This window comes from Streptosporangium nanhuense, assembly GCF_059358815.1.
Map to the genome: position 1 here is coordinate 216,534 of NZ_JCADBG010000006.1, position 17,281 is coordinate 233,814.

The following is a 17,281-nucleotide window of genomic DNA, read 5'->3' on the forward strand; positions in this document are numbered from 1 at the left end:
GTGTCGTGGTTCGTGACGACGGATTTCCCGGGGAGCCGTGGCCGGTCCCGGCCGGCAGGGGGAGGAGCGGGGGGGCGGGGGCGAGGGGCCGGGAGTAAATGAACTGTGAACTGTCGGTGGGACAGGCGATGATTGGTCCCATCATGGTCATCTCCCCGTCCCTTCCGTTCACCGCCACGACGTCCCCGAGTGGCGACATCGTGGTCTTCTACGTCGGCACCGAGCCTCGCATGACACCGGAGCAGGCACTCGCGTTCGCCGACATGCTCCGTGACCTCGCGGCCGGAGCGCGGCGTCCCGTCCTGGCCGCGTCGGCCGGCGCGAATCAGCTGCCCTGACCGACTCCTCGCCCGCTCTCTGCCCGGGTCCTCGCCTGTCCCCGTCGCCGGACAGGTGAGGGCTCTCGCGCGTCCGGGATCGGTTCCCGTGGCTCGTACCCGAGCCCGGATCCGGAATCGAGCCCGGAACCGGGGCCGGCCTGGGCTTGAGCGCGCCCGGGGTGCGCCAGGGGTATTCGTGGCAATCCCTTTCACTCTCCGTGGTCATTGCGTAACGTTCTGACCGGCGAGGCTTCCGGAGGGCGGGCCGTCTCGCCGATCCCCCACCGGCTACTCCGTCGCGGTCCCGGCGTCCGATGCCCAGGGCGTTCTCGAAAGCGTCGAAGTCAGATATGGAAGGCAGAACATGCAACCCTTCGAGCTCCCTGACTTCTACCTGCCGTACCCGGCCAGGCTGAACCCCCACGTGGAGACCGCGCGCGAGCACACCAGGGCCTGGGCGTACGACATGGGCATCCTCGACCCCGACCTCGGCATCTGGGACGAGCACAAGCTCGACGCCATGGACTACGGCCTGCTGTGCGCCTACACCCACCCCGACGCCTCCGCCCCCGAGCTCGACCTCGTCACCGACTGGTACGTGTGGGTGTTCTTCTTCGACGACCACTTCCTGGAGGCCTTCAAGCGCAGCGGCGACCTGACCGGGGCCAAGGAGTACCTCGACAGGCTGGCGGCCTTCATGCCGGTGCACCCCACGGGCCCGCCCCCCGAGCCGGAGAACCCGGTGGAGCGCGGCCTCGCCGACCTGTGGGCCCGGACGATCCCGGCCATGTCCGCCGACTGGCGGGCCAGGTTCGTCGAGAGCACGAAGAACCTCCTCGACGAGTCCCTGTGGGAACTGGCCAACATCAACGAGGGACGCGTCGCCAACCCGATCGAGTACGTCGAGATGCGGCGCAAGGTCGGGGGCGCCCCCTGGTCGGCCAACCTGGTCGAGCACGCGGCGGGCGCCGAGGTCCCGGCCGCCATCGCCGCGAGCAGGCCGATGCGCGTGCTGAGAGACACCTTCTCCGACGCGGTGCACCTGCGCAACGACCTCTTCTCCTACGAGCGGGAGGTCGGCGACGAGGGCGAGCTCAGCAACGGCGTGCTGGTCTTCGAGCGCTTCCTGGGCTACGACACCCAGCGGGCCGCCGACGCCGTCAACGACCTGATCACCTCCAGGCTGCACCAGTTCGAGAACACCGCCCTCACCGAGCTGCCCCCGCTCTTCGAGGAGCACGGCCTGGACCTGAGGTCCCGCCTCGACGTCCTCGCGTACGTCAAGGGGCTCCAGGACTGGCAGTCGGGCGGCCACGAGTGGCACATGCGCTCCAGCCGCTACATGAACGGGGCCTCGCGGGCGGCCCCGGCGGCCCCGGCCCTGCTCGGCGGGCCCACCGGGCTGGGCGTGTCGGCGGCGCGCGTCAGGCTGGCGCCCGGCGTCACCGGTCCGGGAGGCGTCAGGAGCCACACCCACGTCCCCCTGCGGAAGGTGGGGCCGCTGCTGCTGCCCGAGATCTACATGCCGTACACCGCCCGGATGAGTCCCCACCTCGACGCCTCCCGCCGCAACGCCGTGGAGTGGGCGCGCGAGATGGGGATGTTCGAGCAGCTCCCCGGCCTCCCCGGCCTGGCCGTCTGGACCGAGCACAAGCTCGACACCTACGACTTCGCCGTCTGCGCCGGGGCCATCAATCCCGACGCCTCCGCCCCCGAGCTGGACATCTCGACGTTCTGGCTCACCTGGGGGACCTACGCCGACGACTACTTCCCGGTCGTGTTCGGGTCCCGCCGCGACATGGCGGGCGCGAAGGTGTTCAACGAGCGGCTGTCGGCGTTCATGCCGCTCGACCTCTCCGCCACCCCGCCGCCGGTCAACCCGATCGAGCGGGGCCTGGCCGACCTGTGGTCCCGTACGGCGGCCCCCATGGCGGAGGCCGCGCGCGCCAGGTTCCGCCGGGCCGTCGAGGACATGACGGAGAGCTGGCTGTGGGAGCTGGCCAACCACATCCAGAACCGGGTCCCCGACCCGGTCGACTACATCGAGATGCGCCGCAAGACCTTCGGCTCCGATCTCACGATGAGCCTGTCGCGGCTGGCCCACGGCCAGGGGGTGCCGCCCGAGATCTACGACACCCGGACGATGCGCGGCCTGGACGACTCGGCCGCCGACTACGCCTGCCTGGTCAACGATCTCTGCTCGTACCAGAAGGAGATCCAGTTCGAGGGCGAGCTGCACAACTGCGTCCTGGTGGTCCAGGACTTCCTGAACTGTGACGCGCGGCAGGCCGCCGACATCGTCAACGACCTGATGACGTCCCGGATGCGGCAGTTCGAGCACATCGTCGCCACCGAGCTCCCGGCTCTCCTCGACGACTTCGACCTCGACGGGGAGGCCGGACAGGCGCTCGACGGATACGTGAAGGAGCTGCAGGACTGGATGGCCGGAGTGTTGCTGTGGCACATGAGGACGCGCCGCTACGACGAGTCCGAGCTGCACCACCCACCCGCGACGACCCGCCCGGTCGGCGGCCCCGCCGGTCTCGGCACCGCGGCCGCGCGCGTCGGATCGCCGCTCCGGGTGGTGCCGGCCCCGCTTCCCTGACGCGGGCGAGGCAGGCGCGGTCGAGGGGCGGAGGGGACGGAGGGAGCGAGGGGGCGCGGGGGCGCGGGGTCGCCGCCCGGCCCACCGGCCTTCCGGAAGATCGCGCCTGCCCGCCTGCCCGCCTGCCCGCTTACGCGGTCAGCGCACGCGTCGCGATCTGAAGTCGTACCTGCGCGGCCTGGCCCGTCGCGGTGCGTGCGCCTCCGCCTCCGCCTCCGCGTCCGCTTCCGGTTCCGTGTCCGGTTCCGCCTGCGCCGGTGGCTCCGACTTGATCTCGGGGATCGCCGGCGCGGTGACGACCTCCGTACGCGGCTCGCCGACGGGGCGCCGCGTGGTCAGGTCGATGACCGTGCCGTGACGGCTGGTCGCGGCGTGCGAGGTGGCGAACAGCAGGAGCACGTTCACCAGCTTCAGGAACAGCAGCATGCCCACCGCGCCCGCGACGACCTGGTAGGCCGGACTCGCGGAGCTGAAGTTGAGATAGGCCTGTCCGATCGTCTTGAGTAGTTCCAGCCCGATGGTGATGACCAGGGCCGGCCCGATGACCCGCCGTGGCGACAGGCGCAGCCGGGGAGACAGCGTCAGCAACGCCGTCGACAGCAGGAGGTTCACGCAGATGCCGAGCACGAAGGCGACCGTGGACAGCGTCCACTGCGCCGGTAGCGCGTCGGCCCCGATCGTGTGCTCGGCCAGCCAGGTCAGCGCGGCCTGGGCGCCGAAGGACAGGGTCAGCGAGATCGACAGCAGCAGGCCGAGCGTGACCAGCACGGCCAGGTCGATGAGCCACCGGAGGAAGAAGTTGCCCGGATACTGCTCAAGGCCCCAGACCGCCCGCATGGAGGAGCGCATCGAGTCGATCCAGAACAGGCCGGTCAGCGGCAGGCCGAACGAGGCGATCAACCCGGCCGTGTCCCGCGCGTCGCGCAGTGCCTGCACGTCCAGCCTCGGGAAGGTGTCGCTCAGATAGCCCTCCACCTGGCTGAGCGCGGCGGGCGTGTCCAGCACGTGTCCCATGATCACGAAGGCCAGCAGGGCCAGCGCGAAGATGGCGTAGAACGCGTAGTAGGTCATTCCCGCGGACAGGCGGCCCGCGTCGGTGCGGTCGTAGTGGACGGCGGCCCGGACGAGATGGTCGAACCAGCCGCATCGATCCCGCGCCGCGGTCCATGCTCTGACGAACCCGCTGGTCCACCGGTTCGCCCCGGGGGTGGCCTCCATGACGGCGCACTCTACCCCCAAGCGGGTGTTTCACCGCTTGTGGACCGGCTGATCTTGGTGGAATCCGGGGCGACGCGGCTCGTTCCCCGCGGGTGGGCGGGCTCCGGCCCCGGCCCGGTCCACAGCGCCCCAAAAAGGTGTCGTTCTGCCGTAGCGCGAGACGCGATCAGCCGTATAAAAAGACATCACCACTTCGTTTAAGGCTTGATGTAAGCTCGGCGGCGAGAGCGCTTCTCGGCATGGTCACGGTCTTCCTCAACGGCAGCGATGGCATCGAACGCACGATCAACGAGGCGGGCACCCCCGTCGCCGGCTCGTACGGGACGAGCGAGGTCGTCGGCCACCCCTGACCTGACCCGCCCGCGGGCGTCACCCCGCCCGCGGGCCCTGTGCCGACCGTCCGCCGGCGCCGACCCGGAGCGATCCGGGCCGGCGGACGGTCACTTCTCCGGCGTCGGGGACACGTCCACCCTCGGCCCGCGCAGGAGCCACCACAGGAACGACGCCTGGACGAACCCGGCGGCGATGAGCAACAGCAGATGCACACCGGAGGGAAGCACCTCCCCTGGGAGCAGCATCACCAGCCACGAGAGCGGCAGGGTCACCAGGATCAGCATGACCGCCGACAGCCCCTGGTTGTTCGGCTGGCGCATGCCGATCTCGGCGAAGACGTACGCCGCGACGACGAGCAGCGCGTAGACGCCGCTGATGACGAGGGCGAGGGTGCCCCGTTCGTACCGTGAGGCGAGACGGGCCACACCGCGAGCTGATCTCATGTCTCCGATCCTTCCCCCTGGCCACGGTTGAGGTCTCCGTACGAATACCTCATTCGTCCCGGTACGGATACTCAGCGGCAGCCGATCCGGCCGAACCGGCCTGCTGCCCGTGGTGGCTCCGTCCACGCGCACGGCTCGGCAGGGAATCCGGGTGAGGCGATGAGCCGGTGCCTCGAAGGTCACTCGCTCGGGGGGACCTCGGCCAGGGCGGCGCGGAGCCGGTCGGCGAGGTCGGCGGCCTGCCGCAGGGACCAGGGGATCACCCCGTTCTCGGTCATCAGGGCGTGGTACTGCTGCCGCTCGTAGGGGGTGCCGGGGGGCAGCGGGGCGATGTGCCAGTGCAGGTGCGTGTTGCCCTGCTGACTGCCCAGGGAGAGCAGGTAGGTGCGTTCGGAGGGGACGACCGCCTCGACGGCGAGGGCGATCCGGCGGACCGTTCGCATCAGCCGCGCGTAGGCGTCCTCGTCGAGGTCGCGGACGACGTGCTCGACGTGCGCCCTCGGCGCCACCAGGACCTTGCCGGGCATCGTGGGGTAGCGGTCCAGGAAGGCGACGTGGTGCTCGTCCTCGAAGACGACCTGCTCGAACTCGTAGCCGCCGGGATCGGCCAGGAGCGCGCAGATGAAGCACCCTCCACCCTTGGTACGCCGGACGTAGCCCTCGACGTCGAAGGCCTCCTTCTCCGGGCGGGTCGGCTCGTCCGGTCGCGTGTCTCGTGCGCTCATCGGCACCTCCGGGAGGAGCGGGCGGTTCAGGGACCGTCCTGAGAGGACATCACGCGCGGGGACACTTCGGCGGGACGGACGCCACGTCCCTCGAAAGTGTCACGTTCTCCGAAACGAGGGGATCGAGGGTGAAGCGCTGGACGCGACCCGGACATGACCGGTCTCGTGCGATGAGTGGCGCCTCGTCGGAGCGCCGCTCAGGGGCGGAACGCGTTGAGCACCATGTATCCGTAACGGCGCCACAGTGTGGGATCCCACCGGTCCAGCGTGATGAGTTGCCTGATCACTCCGCAGAGGACGACTCGCAGGTCCAGCACGTCGGCATCCTGGCGGATCCGGCCGGATTGTTTGGCGGCCTCGACGAGCCGGCCGATCAGGTCCAGGAGGCGGCCGGCGGGGACGAGCCTTCCCTCGAAGAACGCGGCGGCGAGCCCCCGGTTCCGGGTGAGGTGTTCGAGCAGGTCGGGGATGTAGTCGCACAGTTCCCGGTAGGCGTCATCGCCGTCCAGCGCGGCGAGCGTGCGCCGCTCCAGCTGCTGGAACTGCTCCTGCACGATCGCGACGATCAGGTCGTCCTTGGTGGGGTAGCTCCGGTACACGGTCGCCCGGCCGACCCCCGCTCGTTCCGCCACCTGGGGGACCGTCATCTGTAGGCCGTGCCGGGCGAAGAGCTCCCGGGCGGCCGCGATCACCTTCTCGTGGTTGCGGCGGGCGTCCAGGCGCCGATGGGAGCGGTCCGGCTCGATCGGTGGTTGGACGATGTCGGACGAGGTCATGGGATCAGTGTGCCCCGGCGCCGTCGCGCTGCTCGTCCGGGACATCGGCCGAACCGGGCCGGGGGGTGCCGGGACCGTCGGCCAGTACCGGTTCGCCGGCGCCGTACACCTCGGTGATCTCGACGTCGAGCACGGTGCAGACCCTGCTGAACGACCAGTAGTAGCCCGCGACCTGGAGAACCTCCACGATCTCGCGCTCGGTGAGGAATCGCCGTACCCGGTCGAAAAGCTCGTCGGGCACGTCGGGCCGTCGCACCACCTCGGCGGTGAAGCGGATGAGGGTCCGGTCGAAGGCCGACAGTTCGGGACTGTCGAGCTCCCTGCCGCGAATGAGCTCCCGGGTGCGCTCATCGACGCCGGCCGCGTCCGCCATCGGCTGGTGCTGGGCCGCGACGAACTCGCACTCGGCGTACTCGGCCACGGTCAGGATCACGAGCTCCCGCGAGCGGGCCGGAAGCTCCAGCGAGCTGAACTGCGCCTGCGCGAGCCGGATGAACGGCTTCACGGTACCGGCCGAGTGGGTCAGCATCTTGACCAGCGGGTCCGGTGGCAGGAAGGCGAGGAACTCGCGGACGTCGTCCGGGATGCTCTTCGGGTCGGGATCGGTGAGACGGGGCATGTTCTTCTCCACTCTCGTCAGGTCTGTCGGCGGGGCGGGGCGGGGCGGGGCGGGGTGCGTCGCGTCGGGCCGGTCGGGCGGGTCGCGGCGGATCGGCCGGCGGGTCGCGTCGGGCCGATCAGCGGGTTTCGTCCGGGCCGACGGAGAACCCCGTCTCGCTGAGTTCCTGAAAGCGGCCGTCCTCGGCGAAGGAGCCGAAGACGGAGATCTCCCGCCGTCGAGTGGAGCCGTCCACCAGGGTGATCTCGAAGACGTGCCTCTCGGCGTAGGTGGAACCGTCCCGGAGCTCGTCGAGCACGGTCACCGTGCCGCTGACGATCTGGCTCCGGGTGCCCGCCACCATCTCGGCGAACCCGGCGCGGTCGAGCGACGTCCCGTCACTGCGGTGGGTGTAGCCGGGGGCGTAGTACTTGTCGAGAGCCTCGTCCAGCTCAAGCCTGGGCTCGAAGACCAGCTCCCGGAGGGCCTCGCTGATACGCGAATGGTTCATCCTCGAAACTCCTTCTGCGTGGTGACAGTGCCCGCGCGGCGGCTCGGCATGGAAACGGACTCGCTGGTCCGGTTAGTGACAGACCGTACCGGACTCCAGAGTCCGTTTTGTGTTGATTTAGGGGATAGTGACCAGTGTCATATCGCCGACGGCGACGATCCCCCGCGAAGTCATCGAGGTCGATGACGCGACACCAATCGAGAGGTCGCTGGACGAGCCCGAGATCTTCGCCATCCTGTTCGACCGCCATGCGCCGCTTAGACCCCCGAAGAAGGAGGACCGACAGTACGATCGCATCACGGGCCTGGGCGAGCCCCGCAGAGCGCGACCACGTCCTGGAAACCGGTGCGGAGGTACGCAACGGATGAGCGCCGACACGTCAGGATCACCGCAGGAGCGAGCTCTCCGCCATGTCGCGGCCCTGTCGTCAGGCGGGCCACTCGACCCCCGGACGCGGGTGACCCTGAACTTCCACCCGGACCGGCTAGCGGGCGGTCGGCTGATCCTGCTCGGGCTCGCGGACGACGGCCTCTACCACTCGCAGTTCGTCACGGGCACGAGCAACGGCGGTCTGACCGCCTATCCGGGCGGGGACCGGTGGCGCTGGGAGAGCCGCATCTTCGGCGGTGCGTACGACCGCGCACCGGCTCACGATCGCCCCGTCTACGGCGCGCTGAACTTCCGCGGCAAGCCCGTCGGCGCGGCGCCGCGGTTCGGGTCCGCGCACTTCAGGCTGACCGCGGAAGCCCTTTCACGGGCCACGTTCTGTTATCCGGACAGCGTCTTCGAACCGTCGGCCTTCGGTGTCGTGTCCCGCATGGCACTCATCGAACTGGCCGACGCCGATGATCCGGACGCCCTGGACGACTACATCGAGGCCCAGGTGCACGGATCGGTCAGGCTCGACCGTGACGTGGAGGCCCTGGTCCTGGATCCGAGTCATCGCGGAACAGCCGTGCAGGCCGCGGCCCACCGGCTTCCGTGCCCCGTCGAATGGCACGCCGGATTCCGGCTCGCCGTCGACCGGCTGCGACGCCACCCCGACTACCGCGGACAGGAACACGTCGATCTCGGTGCCGAGATCGCCGTGGACGGTCACCTCGATCCGCGGATCATCGGGGACGCGGCCCGTACGGGCCGCCACGCCTCGCAGGCACTCAAAAAGGTCTGGCACTGTCTGGCGCGTTTCGGCTCGCCGGCCGACGCGAGCCGGGCGGAGGCCCGCCACAGCATCGGCAGCGTGTGAAGTGCGCCGAGTATGGCAGGTGGACGACTGAGCAAGACGTGAGAGCCGAGGTCACATCGCCCCCGGCGGGCCGGGCAGGGTTATACCGAAGAAACCCTGCGCCCTGTACGTGGCGAGCTTCCGGGCCCTGCCGGTCCGGACGTTCACCGCGTAGGCGGTGAACGTCCGGTACGGCGGGTCGATCACAGCGGGCTCGTCGGCCGGCACCTGGGACAACGGCCTGCACCGCAGGGACGTGGTCAGGGCCGTGACCTCCTCGGCGCCGAGCCAGGTGCGCAGCAAGATGTGGGAGACACCGGCGGGTAGCCCGCTGATGACGGTCGTCCTCCGCTTCTTGCCGGTGAGCGTGTCCATCAGGGCGAGGTCGCCGCCCCGACGGCACGGCTTCTCGCGGGTACTGAGGTTCTCGATCACCGCGACGGTCTTCCCGTCGGGGGCGAGCGGGCTGAAGGAGTAGTGCACCGGCAGGATGACCGACGTGGAGTCGCCCTTCGAAGAGGCCGGCCACAGGTTCGAGATCGTCCGCAGTTGTGATCTGGGCGAGTACTCCGCGAGCGTGATGGTGGCGCCGTCCCGTGACAGCCCGATGGGGACCCAACGGTTCGGCAACTCGCGGACGACCCCGTCGCGCATGTCGATGAGCAGCGCGGGATCCTTGAACTCCGGGGCCTTGCTGAAGGCCACGAAGCGCCCGTCGTCCGACAGCATCAAACGCGAAATGCTTCCCAGCCGGCCCTTCGGCACCTTGCTCGCGGCCGTCGTCTTCTGGCCCGAGGCCAGGTCGTGGACCTGGAAGGTGCCTTCCGCGGCGCTGTAGTAGGCGATCTTCCGGCCGTCCCGGCTGATCGCCAGCGGGCTGTCGCGCAGGCCGGTGCGGCCGGGGGCGAGGCTGGGCAACGCCTCCGTCACGTGGTAGGTCCTGCCGCTCCGGGTGACCACCCGCCAGCCTCCGTCCCGGCAGTCCGACGGCGCCTTCCCGCTGGCCGGCTCGCAGAAGGTCTTGTACGCGTGGCTCAGCGGCCCCACCCCGCGCGCCGGCAGGTCGCCTCCGGAGGCGACCTCCTGCGGCCTGTCCGGCGGCGGCTCGTCCGGCAGCAGCCGGATGCCGGCCGTCGTGCCGAGGGCGACGGCCACGACCGTGGCCGCCGCGAGGAGCGAGATCACGGTACGCCGCCTGCGGTCGTGCGCCGCGATCGTGCGTTCGGCCAGGTCCACCTGTGGGGAGTCGTCGGCCATGTCGGCGAGCACGTTCCGTAGCCAGGTCATCGGTAGGCCTCCTCGGTCTCCATGTCGGCGAGCTTCGGCGCCAGTCCTGGCGCGAGTTCGCGTAAGCGGGCCAGCGCGTAGTGGGCCTGGCTCTTCACCGTCCCGATCGAGCAGTTCAGCAGCTCGGCCGTCTCACGTTCGGTCCTGTCCTCGTAGTAGCGCAGCACGATCACCGCCCGCTGCCGGGGCGGCAGCCGCATGAGAGCCTGGCGCATGACGAGCCGCACGATGGTGGAGTCCTCGCCCGAGTACGGCCGGTCAGGCGGGTCGGCGGTCGGGAGCTCGCTCCTGAACCGGTGCCGCCGCCACGAGATGTACTGGTTCAGCAGCGCCTTACGCGCGTACGCCTCGGGGCGCTCGACGCGCGACAGCCTGGACCAGCGCCCGAGCACCTTGAGCAGGACGCTCTGCAGCAGGTCCTCGGCCTGGTGGGCGTCTCCCGTGAGCAGGTAGGCGGTGCGCATCAGCGCCTGCTGATGGCCCGCGACGAACCTGCGGAAGCTGTCATTGCGGTCCAAGGGGACTCCTCTCAACCGTTACTGACTCCGGTGACAGGTCGAAAGGTTCGGTCCCACCCGGCCAGAACTTCGGGCCCCTCGGCACGGTCCGACACCGCCGCCCGGCAACGGCCATGTCCACCGGGGGCGATCAATGCGGCCTCCCGGCGCGTGACGTACAGGAGATGGGCTGACAACGGCCCGTGAGTCGCGCAGGAAGTCGCAGGGAGGGCCGATCGCGGGGTGGACGCCCAGGGGCTACGGCCCATGTGTGTCGACGGGCGGCGCCCTACCCCGTGACACCCGTCCTGACCTGCTGAGGTGCCAGGCCCGGGTGCCAGGACCACAACCCGGATGATCGACACCGAGGTGTACCTGCACCGGGATTCGAACCTGGGACCTCCGCATTATGAGTGCGGCGCTCTCACCGACTGAGCTATGCAGGCGTGCAGGAGGACGGAGTCGAACCGCCACAGCCGAAGCGTCCGGGTTACAACCGGGTGAGCTCACCACGTGCTCAGCTCCTGCGCGTTGAGGTGAGACTACCGAGCGAGCCCCGGCGATCTCACCTCGTTTTCGCGCACCGGGAGGGGACGCGCTTCACAGCGAACATCGGGCATATGGGACGGGGCCGCTTCTCCCGTCATGACGGTGAGCGTGCGGCGTACCCCACAATGAAGGAGATGTCTTCCGATCCTCTTGCGCGTGCCACCGCGTCTCTTCACGGCCTCGCCCTGGGCGACGCCTTCGGTTCCCAGTTCTTCGTCCCGGCCAACCGCCAGGCTCTGTCCGGCCACCTGCTTCCGCCCGAACCGTGGCAGTGGACCGACGACACCGAGATGGCGTGTTCCGTCTATCGTGTCCTGGCCGATCACGGTGTCATCGACCAGAATCGGCTCGCCGCCGGTTTCGCCACCCGTCATGACTTCGACCGCGGGTACGGCCCGGCCACCAACCGGATGCTCCGCCTCGTCCGCGAAGGCGGTGACTGGCGGACGCTCTCGGCCGAGCTGTTCGACGGCAAGGGCTCGTGGGGCAACGGCGCCGCGATGCGGGTGGCACCGCTCGGTGCCTGGTTCGCCGACGATCTCGCGCACGTCGTCCACCAGGCCACCCTGTCGGCGCGAGTCACCCACACCCACCCTGAGGCGGTGGCCGGCGCGATAGCCGTAGCCGTGGCCGCCGCGACGGTCGCCACGGAGCCCGCTCTCCCGTCAGGGCGTTTCCTGGACAGGATCACAGAGCGTGTGCCCGCGAGCATGGTCCGCGACGGCATCTCCGAGGCCCGTCTACTCCTCACCATCAGTGATCCTGTCCTCGCCGCCAAAGCGCTGGGCAACGGGCGGCAGGTCAGCGCGCACGACACGGTGCCCTTCACCCTCTGGGTCGCCGCCCGTGAACGCCGGGACTTCGAAGCGGCCATGTGGACCACCGCGACGGCAGGTGGTGACATCGACACCACCTGCGCCATCGTCGGCGGCATCGTCGCGGCTTCGGGGAACGTTCGCCTGCCTTCGGAATGGAGGAGGCGATGCGAGCCGCTACCGGCCTGGGCAGGCGCCCTGCCCCTCGGCCACGAGCCGGACGCTTCGAACAGTTTTCAGAGGCAGGGCTGGAGTGCCGGGGAGTGATGATCGGTTCTGGCCCCACGGAAAGGTATTGGTTAAGGATCAGTCGCAAACACCCGGTGCCGGCCGTGGATGGTTGGCATGAAGAACCCTCGTGTGCTCGTGTGCCCGTGTTGCCGCAGACCGGGCAAGGGTTCTCGCCGGCCTTGATCGCGCACCCTGCAGGATGATTCGAATCTGCGACCGTCGGATTAGAAGTGGAACGCTGCTTCTCGGCTTGGCGATACGCTGACCTGCCGGTAAATCAAGTGATCTTCATTTGGCAGGGAGGTCAATCCGCACATGTTCCGGATCTTGAAAAGCGCCTTGTGCGAGATTAACGGCAGGCGACTTCCTTTCAAGGGCGGCGAAAGTACCGGCCGATGTCAGGCCACCTCATCACGAACCACCATTTGATACTCTGCAGCCTCTGCCGCCTGCTCAACCAACCTGGTAGACGGGAATGCGGGACGAAGATCCATACGTCGGCGACGATGCTGTCCGCATGTTCGCGAACCACAAGGTCCAGGTCGCGCAGAAGCGGCCGGAGGATTTCCAGCGTCACGTCATCGATCTCACCGGTACGGCGGACCATGTGCGACACGGCGGTCAACCCCTGGCAGCGAAGCTGCCGTTTGTCGGAGGCGATGGCTTTGCGAGCCCGGGCAGCGATGACCTCGGCGTCGTCATGACACAGGGACAATCCGATCACGGCCACCCCGACCAGAGGATCACCTCGATTGAAGGCCGTGTCGACCTCGTCGGCGCACCCCTTCGGGTCGTGCGGAATGTTTCCCCAATCCACCCGGTCTCCCAATTACGCGATCTTCGCTTGCGCCCGTTCGCTTGAAGGCGCTGCCCGGATACAGCCACGGGGTTGGAGTAATCGGCGTTCCGGTACCAAGAGGGTTCGTCGCCCTCCACGCTTGATCCTCTCATCAGAGGCCGGTTCCATCGGAGCACCCCTGATCACGAATTTGTATCCGTCCCGTCCCCGGAGTTTGAGCGTCTCGCCTGAATGCCGATCTTCCGGACGCCGGTGATTATCGGTCATGACGTCCGCCCTGGACACCGTGTCCATCTGCATCGCCCGAAAGCGAAACGGACCCCATCAAGGCCTGGCACTGGGCTCCCGAACGACCGGCATGATCATTGGCAGCCATGTGCTGCGCCGGTCGCCAGGACTCCGCCCGTTTGATCTGTCCGACTCGGTTCGTGGTCACCCGGCCAGGCGGATTCGGGTGACTCTCACGCACAGCCCTCGTGTGAGGCTGAGCGCTGTGCGTACGCTGCCTCTGTGAACAGAGACGCGCTCGCCGGTCTCGTCGCCGGAACGGGAGAGGCCGGCCATGCGTGCCGCCGATCACTCATGGCCGGAGCGCACTTCACGATCTGGCCGGGCCTCGTTCCGACACTTGAGTTGATCAGTATTTACCGGCGGCGCGCACGCCACACTCGCCGCAAGAACATACCGACCCTCAGCTTCGACGAGACAATCCTCAACCTCGAAGCCTGCGGACTTGAGCACCTCACCCTCGGTGTCGTCCCAAGCACCCCGTCCGCTAGATCGCCGGGTGCTGGCCTTCCTGGCCTCCACCGGTGCCGAGCTGGACGTGGACGAATACGGGTGACCCTCGCCGAGAGGTAGTGATCCTCCCTCACCCGGGAGGGGTGACCGTAAGCTGCATGCTGCTCTAACAGTTTTCAAGAGGGCTGGGTTCCGAGCAGCGGAGGGGCCTCTCAGCAGGACGAGCAGTCCATTATGGAGATCAGTCTCCGAAGATCATCTCGCGTATATCCCGCGGTAGTCACCACCAAAGTCATGGTCATCACACCAGATAATGAAGTATGCCTCGACTTTCTGAGGATGTCCGCGCCAGCCTGCGCCTCTTTGCGTTCTACCTGGCCAACGGCACCATCGACATGGAGCTGTTGGAGGACATCGACTACCGGCCAGCCCTGATGGAGTTCGGTTCGCCGTTGGAGATGGTGTTCACGATCTTCACCAATGTGCTTGAGGTAGATGAGAACGGCATGGTCACCAACGAGGGGAACGCTCAGAGGCGGGCAGCCCAGTGGATCCGCCACCACTGTGACCCGTCTTACGAGGTCGACCCGCCGTTCCAACCATGGGAGACCGAACTCATCGGCCCTTGAACATCGGCTGTCCATAGCTTTGCCGTGGAACGGCGCGCGCGCTACTTTCCATACGCTCCGGCCACGGCGGGCCCAATGCCGACCGGCAAGTGCCTGGCAGCCAGCGCTACCGCCTCCTCCGGGCTGGCGGTTTCCCCCAGCACCGGTCTATATGAAGACGCCTTGACGACGTAGCCGCCTCTGCCGACTTGCAGACACACCACGTCGGGTGAGAACGGTGACCCCGTGGTCGTCGAGAATCGCAGTAACCAGTGGCTCACGTACGGAAACAACTGCCGTAGCCTAGGATCTGCGTAGGCAGCTTCGACCAGCACGCGATATTCGGGCTGTCTCGTCCAGCTCACGGTTTCGTGAAAAGGTTGAACACGTCGCTGAAGCCGTCAGTGAGGCTGTCGAGGAGGGCTTTGCCTTTTTCGGCGGTGGCCAGGGATGGCCGACCGATGATTCCGTTGTCTGTGTATGCCTGCATGCCCTTGGTCAGGAGATGGCGGCGGTCGTCGGCGATCCAGTCGGCGGACTGGTAGCCAGGGCGGATCACCTCGGGGCAGGCATGCAGCAGGAGAGAGGTCTCCAGTTCTCCGGCGTGCATGTCCTCGTGTGTGGAGCTGGTGAGCCGGGCAGCGCTTCGGGCTTCGTTCCAGTCCTCGCGGGAGGGGAACAAGGCCATGCGGCGGTCTTCGACGTTGGCCTCTTGGACGACGTTGCTCAGGACGTAGTTGCCGCCGTGGCCGTTGACGACGACCAGGGCGGTGGGTCCGGAGCGGGTGACGGAGGCGTAGACGTCGGTGACGATCGCGTGCAGGGTCCGCGCGGAGATGCTGACGGTTCCCGGCCAGGCGCTGTGCTCGTGCGAGCAGGAGATCGTCACGGGCGGGAGCAGCAGGACGGGGTGAGCGTCGGCGATCTGGCGGGCGATCAGGGTGGCCACGATGGTGTCGGTGCTGAGGGGCAAATGGTCACCGTGCTGTTCGAAGCTGCCGACAGGGAGAATCGCGACCTGGGCGTTGCGGTCTCGTTCATCGGTGGTGGTCGCGGTGGGCAGCAGGGTGGTCACCGGTCTCCTTGTGGCTGGGGTGCTGGCAGGGAGAAGGACTCCGAGAGGATGTCGAGCCTGGTGAGCAAGTCTGCCACGGAGGAGTCTGCAACCCATTGGGCCATGTGAGCGCGTAATGCTGTGAGCTGGGCGGTGACGCGGCTGGATCGAAGGGCTTGCATACGAGAGAGGGCGTCTTCGGTCACTGCGCAGGCGTGCTCTCGTTCACCCGCGATGGCGTAGGCGGTGGCCATACGGGTCAGGAACAGGACGTGGTCGCGCGCCTGGCTGGATTCGGGCCATTGGGAGCGGCTGGCCTCGAATATCGGGATGGCCGCGGTGGCCTGGCCCAGTAGGACGCGGATCGCGCCGGTTTCCATGGCGATGTAGGCAGGAGTGCAGTACGGGGCACGGTCGCTCTCGCTTTGCGCCGTCCCCGCAGTGGCTTCGACGAGGGCCGTCTCCGAATCGCGGGCAGAGTCTGCTGCCTCTCCGAGGTGGGCGTTCGCTGTCGCGCGGGTTCTGAGGATGACCGCCCTGAGTCGAGGTGTGAGGGCATCGGAGTTGGCCAGGGCCGTGTTCGCCAGTCCAAGGCCGTGGCCGTAGTCGCCGGACTCGGTGGCGATGGCGCTTTTGCGCATGAGGATGTAGGAGATGACGCGTGGGTCGCCCATCTCCATGGCATAGTCCAGGGCCTTGTTGGTCCACATCGTGGCGCGGATGAAGTCCCCCAGGTCCTGGTGGAGCCAGCCGCAGAATTCCAGCAGTTCGCTGGCGAAGTTCAAAGCTTCGGCGCGGTCGGCTCCTCGGGTCACCTGACAGAGCTGCCCGACTACGGGCACCTGGTCCTGAACCGCGCTGATCAAGAGGAGTGGCCCCATGATGGCCTCGGCCTGGATGTGGCCGGTGAGGACGTGCCGGAGTCCGGAGATGATGGAGCGGCTGGACGCACTGGTCAGGCCGGCGAGGTATCGAGTCGACAAGTTCGTCCTCGACGCTGACTGATCGGACGGTGGTGAGGTTGGTATGTGCCGAGGTTGTGGGCTGGCTGCGGGGAGCCGTTGTGGTGCCAGTCCGAGAGTCAGCCGGGCGGGGTCGGGCATGTCCAGGCCGTCGGCGATGCGCTCGATCACCTCGAATGAGGTGACCTGAACGGCTCCCTTCATGATCTCGCTGATCTTGCCTTGGCTGAGATTCGTCGCGATGCCGATGCGGGTCTGGCTGAAACCGGTGTACTGACGGATCAGCCGGAAGAGGTGCCCGATATCGCGGTCGCGGAGAGCTGCCAGTGTTTCCGGGCGCTGCCATAGCTCTGGCGGGATAACGACGAGTTCAGTCGCATCTGCAGGCATATGCGCCTCCCCCTTTCGCGGCTCGGCTTCCGGATATCCAACGCTTGTCACCGAGGGTTATCCCGTCAAGGGATATCGGTTATCCAGCCGGAGTATCGCGGCTCGGGATGGGGCGCGTAAGGCGAGGTGGCGACCCTTGATCCATGAGTGAGCCGACCATGAGGGTCATGGGTCCCGCCACGGTCGTGGTGAATCCACCGACCTCTTGTCACTGTCGAGTTCCGCTGGCGGCGACGTGATGAGCGGAGATGAGATTCCGGCCATCGGCCGGCAGAAGGCGATTACCCCGGTACGGGCGGCGCGGCGGCTGCGCGATGAGCTGGCCGCTTTGAACATCGCCTCGGATGTTCACGACGGGTACGGCCTGGCGCTGGTGTCGGTCTGGTTCGGGCTGGTCGTATGGACCGATGGCCAGGTGTTTCGCTGGTGGGCCGGACAGGAGACGGGACGGGCTCGCCTTCGGCGCTATGCCTTCTGTCCTGCGGGTGATCCGGTGACGGCCGCGCGTCGAGTCGCCGATCGTTGCGTCGAGCTTCGCGAGCGGGGGCCGGTTCCGGTTCCCGGCCCGAACGGGTGTGCTCCGCAATGATCGAG

Annotated in this window: 18 protein-coding genes and 2 tRNA genes; 7 read left to right on the forward strand and 13 right to left on the reverse strand. The window is 67.9% G+C overall.

Features of this window, described 5'->3' with window-relative positions; genetic code table 11:
- Positions 1-128 precede the first annotated feature (128 nt).
- On the forward strand, positions 129-338 hold the full coding sequence (locus tag AC5L38_RS14545) for a hypothetical protein (RefSeq protein WP_495243314.1): 210 nt from the start codon (positions 129-131) through the stop codon (positions 336-338).
- 346 nt (positions 339-684) lie between these two features.
- A complete protein-coding gene (locus tag AC5L38_RS14550; RefSeq protein WP_495243315.1) occupies positions 685-2,925 on the forward strand; it encodes a family 2 encapsulin nanocompartment cargo protein terpene cyclase in 2,241 nt (746 codons plus the stop codon).
- 138 nt (positions 2,926-3,063) lie between these two features.
- On the opposite strand, the gene AC5L38_RS14555 is transcribed toward AC5L38_RS14550, so the two are convergent.
- From AC5L38_RS14555 to AC5L38_RS14580, 6 genes are all read right to left on the reverse strand, one after another.
- Positions 3,064-4,143 carry a YihY/virulence factor BrkB family protein gene (locus AC5L38_RS14555; protein WP_495243316.1) on the reverse strand — a complete coding sequence of 360 codons (1,080 nt, stop codon included), beginning with the start codon at positions 4,141-4,143 and terminating at the stop codon, positions 3,064-3,066.
- A gap of 440 nt (positions 4,144-4,583) precedes the next feature.
- The gene (locus AC5L38_RS14560; protein ID WP_495243317.1) at positions 4,584-4,919 is read right to left on the reverse strand and encodes an SCO4225 family membrane protein; all 336 of its coding nucleotides are present in this window, start codon (positions 4,917-4,919) and stop codon (positions 4,584-4,586) included.
- 179 nt (positions 4,920-5,098) lie between these two features.
- A complete protein-coding gene (locus tag AC5L38_RS14565; RefSeq protein ID WP_495243318.1) occupies positions 5,099-5,644 on the reverse strand; it encodes an HIT family protein in 546 nt (181 codons plus the stop codon).
- A 197-nt stretch (positions 5,645-5,841) separates the two neighbouring features.
- Positions 5,842-6,420 (reverse strand): TetR/AcrR family transcriptional regulator, encoded by a 579-nt coding sequence (locus AC5L38_RS14570; RefSeq protein WP_495243319.1) that lies wholly within the window; start codon positions 6,418-6,420, stop codon positions 5,842-5,844.
- A 4-nt stretch (positions 6,421-6,424) separates the two neighbouring features.
- Positions 6,425-7,039, reverse strand: a complete 615-nt coding sequence (locus AC5L38_RS14575) for a carboxymuconolactone decarboxylase family protein (protein ID WP_495243320.1) — start codon at positions 7,037-7,039, stop codon at positions 6,425-6,427.
- A 118-nt stretch (positions 7,040-7,157) separates the two neighbouring features.
- Positions 7,158-7,529, reverse strand: a complete 372-nt coding sequence (locus tag AC5L38_RS14580) for a hypothetical protein (RefSeq protein WP_495243321.1) — start codon at positions 7,527-7,529, stop codon at positions 7,158-7,160.
- Between the two features lie 364 nt (positions 7,530-7,893).
- Between AC5L38_RS14580 and AC5L38_RS14585 the strand changes: the two genes are divergently transcribed.
- The gene (locus tag AC5L38_RS14585; RefSeq protein WP_495243322.1) at positions 7,894-8,775 is read left to right on the forward strand and encodes a DUF3626 domain-containing protein; all 882 of its coding nucleotides are present in this window, start codon (positions 7,894-7,896) and stop codon (positions 8,773-8,775) included.
- Between the two features lie 51 nt (positions 8,776-8,826).
- Here the strand turns inward: AC5L38_RS14585 and AC5L38_RS14590 are convergent, their stop codons facing one another.
- The 4 genes from AC5L38_RS14590 to AC5L38_RS14605 form a co-directional block, all read right to left on the reverse strand.
- Positions 8,827-10,041, reverse strand: a complete 1,215-nt coding sequence (locus AC5L38_RS14590; protein ID WP_495243323.1) for a hypothetical protein — start codon at positions 10,039-10,041, stop codon at positions 8,827-8,829.
- Positions 10,038-10,559, reverse strand: a complete 522-nt coding sequence (locus tag AC5L38_RS14595) for a SigE family RNA polymerase sigma factor (RefSeq protein ID WP_495243324.1) — start codon at positions 10,557-10,559, stop codon at positions 10,038-10,040. The genes AC5L38_RS14590 and AC5L38_RS14595 overlap by 4 nt, the downstream gene beginning before the upstream one ends.
- A gap of 351 nt (positions 10,560-10,910) precedes the next feature.
- Positions 10,911-10,984, reverse strand: a tRNA-Met gene (locus tag AC5L38_RS14600).
- Position 10,985: 1 nt separating this feature from the next.
- Positions 10,986-11,066 (reverse strand) — tRNA-Tyr (locus tag AC5L38_RS14605).
- A 155-nt stretch (positions 11,067-11,221) separates the two neighbouring features.
- Between AC5L38_RS14605 and AC5L38_RS14610 the strand changes: the two genes are divergently transcribed.
- From AC5L38_RS14610 to AC5L38_RS14620, 3 genes are all read left to right on the forward strand, one after another.
- Positions 11,222-12,169 (forward strand): ADP-ribosylglycohydrolase family protein, encoded by a 948-nt coding sequence (locus AC5L38_RS14610; RefSeq protein ID WP_495243325.1) that lies wholly within the window; start codon positions 11,222-11,224, stop codon positions 12,167-12,169.
- Between the two features lie 481 nt (positions 12,170-12,650).
- Positions 12,651-12,995, forward strand: coding sequence for a hypothetical protein (locus AC5L38_RS14615; protein ID WP_495243326.1), 345 nt, complete (start codon positions 12,651-12,653; stop codon positions 12,993-12,995).
- Positions 12,996-13,993: 998 nt separating this feature from the next.
- Complete coding sequence (locus AC5L38_RS14620) at positions 13,994-14,302, forward strand: DUF7677 family protein (RefSeq protein ID WP_495243327.1); 309 nt, start codon at positions 13,994-13,996, stop codon at positions 14,300-14,302.
- 41 nt (positions 14,303-14,343) lie between these two features.
- On the opposite strand, the gene AC5L38_RS14625 is transcribed toward AC5L38_RS14620, so the two are convergent.
- From AC5L38_RS14625 to AC5L38_RS14635, 3 genes are read right to left on the reverse strand one after another with little or no spacing between them, the layout of a single operon-like run.
- Entirely contained in the window at positions 14,344-14,646 is a 303-nt protein-coding gene (locus AC5L38_RS14625; RefSeq protein WP_495243328.1) for a DUF6193 family natural product biosynthesis protein, read from the reverse strand.
- The gene (locus AC5L38_RS14630) at positions 14,643-15,356 is read right to left on the reverse strand and encodes a creatininase family protein (protein ID WP_495243329.1); all 714 of its coding nucleotides are present in this window, start codon (positions 15,354-15,356) and stop codon (positions 14,643-14,645) included. The genes AC5L38_RS14625 and AC5L38_RS14630 overlap by 4 nt, the downstream gene beginning before the upstream one ends.
- On the reverse strand, positions 15,353-16,687 hold the full coding sequence (locus AC5L38_RS14635) for a helix-turn-helix domain-containing protein (protein WP_495243330.1): 1,335 nt from the start codon (positions 16,685-16,687) through the stop codon (positions 15,353-15,355). Before AC5L38_RS14635 ends, AC5L38_RS14630 begins: the two co-directional genes overlap by 4 nt.
- 238 nt (positions 16,688-16,925) lie before the next feature.
- Between AC5L38_RS14635 and AC5L38_RS14640 the strand changes: the two genes are divergently transcribed.
- Entirely contained in the window at positions 16,926-17,276 is a 351-nt protein-coding gene (locus tag AC5L38_RS14640; RefSeq protein ID WP_495243331.1) for a hypothetical protein, read from the forward strand.
- The last annotated feature ends 5 nt before the right edge of the window (positions 17,277-17,281 follow it).